Origin of the sequence: Mesorhizobium sp. M1E.F.Ca.ET.063.01.1.1 (genome assembly GCF_003998155.1) — a bacterium.
GTDB lineage: Bacteria > Pseudomonadota > Alphaproteobacteria > Rhizobiales > Rhizobiaceae > Mesorhizobium.
The window spans coordinates 1-1,375 of sequence record NZ_RZSC01001123.1; the positions used below are offsets into that span (position 1 = coordinate 1).

Sequence of the window (1,375 nt, forward strand, 5' to 3'; positions counted from 1 at the left end):
CATCCAGGGCATCAACGTCTACGACATTCTGCGCCGCGGCACGCTGGTCCTTTCCAAGGCCGCCGTCGAGGCTCTCGAGGAGCGCTTCAAATGACCGACCTTCGTCACTACGACGTGATCGTCTCGCCGGCGATCACTGAAAAGTCGACCATGGCTTCCGAGCAGAACCAGGTCGTCTTCAACGTCGCCAAGAAGGCGTCGAAGCCGGAAATCAAGGCCGCCGTCGAAGCGCTCTTCGGCGTCAAGGTGATGGCCGTGAACACGCTCGTCCGCAAGGGCAAGATCAAGCGCTTCCGCGGCACGGTTGGCCGCCAGGGCGACGTCAAGAAGGCGGTTGTGACGCTGGCCGAGGGCCAGTCGATCGACGTCGCGACGGGTCTCTGAGCAAGGCCGCGAGGACAGGACAATGGCACTCAAGAAATTCAACCCGGTAACGCCGAGCACCCGCCAGCTGGTCATTGTCGACCGCTCGGGCCTCTACAAGGGCAAGCCCGTCAAGGGGCTGACCGAAGGCCTGACCAAGTCGGGCGGCCGCAATAACTACGGCCGCATTACGGCCCGCTTCATCGGCGGCGGTCACAAGCGTTCGTACCGCATCATCGACTTCAAGCGTAAGAAGTACGACGTCGTCGGCACGGTGGAGCGTATCGAATACGATCCGAACCGCACCGCCTTCATCGCGCTGATCAAGTATGACGATGGCGAGCTGTCCTACATCCTGGCGCCGCAGCGTCTCGCCGCCGGCGACAAGATCGTGGCCGGCGAAGCGGTCGACGTGAAGCCGGGCAATGCGATGCCGCTGGCTTCGATGCCGGTCGGCACGATCGTCCACAACATTGAGCTGAAGCCGGGCAAGGGCGGCCAGGTCGCCCGTTCGGCGGGCGGCTACGCCCAGCTCGTCGGCCGCGACCAGGGCATGGCGATCCTGCGCCTCAACTCGGGCGAGCAGCGCGTCGTGCACGGCTCCTGCATGGCCACCGTCGGCGCCGTGTCGAACCCCGACCACGGCAACATCAACGACGGCAAGGCCGGCCGCACCGTGTGGCGCGGCAAGCGCCCGCACAATCGCGGCGTGGCCATGAACCCGGTCGATCACCCGCACGGCGGCGGCGAAGGCCGCACCTCGGGTGGCCGTCATCCGGTTTCGCCCTGGGGCAAGCCGACCAAGGGCAAGAAGACGCGGTCCAACAAGGCGACCGACAAGTTCATCGTGCGCTCGCGCCATCAGCGCAAGAGCTAAGAAGAGGTAACGCCAAGTGACTCGTTCGATTTGGAAAGGCCCCTTCATCGACGGCTACCTTCTGAAGAAGGTGGACAAGGTTCGTGAAGGCGGTCGCAATGAGGTGATCAAGATGTGGAGCCGTCGCTCCACCAT

At 64.2% G+C, this 1,375-nt stretch carries 3 protein-coding genes and 1 pseudogene; all 4 read left to right on the plus strand.

Features of this window, described 5'->3' with window-relative positions:
- Positions 1-94 (plus strand): annotated as a pseudogene (locus tag EOA29_RS36570) (50S ribosomal protein L4); the annotation flags it as partial.
- On the plus strand, positions 91-384 hold the full coding sequence (locus EOA29_RS36575; protein WP_126094108.1) for a 50S ribosomal protein L23: 294 nt from the start codon (positions 91-93) through the stop codon (positions 382-384). The pseudogene EOA29_RS36570 and the gene EOA29_RS36575, both read left to right, overlap by 4 nt.
- A 22-nt stretch (positions 385-406) precedes the next feature.
- Positions 407-1,240: a 50S ribosomal protein L2 gene (gene rplB, locus EOA29_RS36580; RefSeq protein WP_040970375.1), complete on the plus strand. Its 834-nt coding sequence runs from the start codon at positions 407-409 to the stop codon at positions 1,238-1,240.
- Between the two features lie 16 nt (positions 1,241-1,256).
- Positions 1,257-1,375: ribosomal protein S19 family protein (locus tag EOA29_RS36585; protein ID WP_189479120.1), on the plus strand; the 119-nt coding region annotated here is incomplete at its 3' end.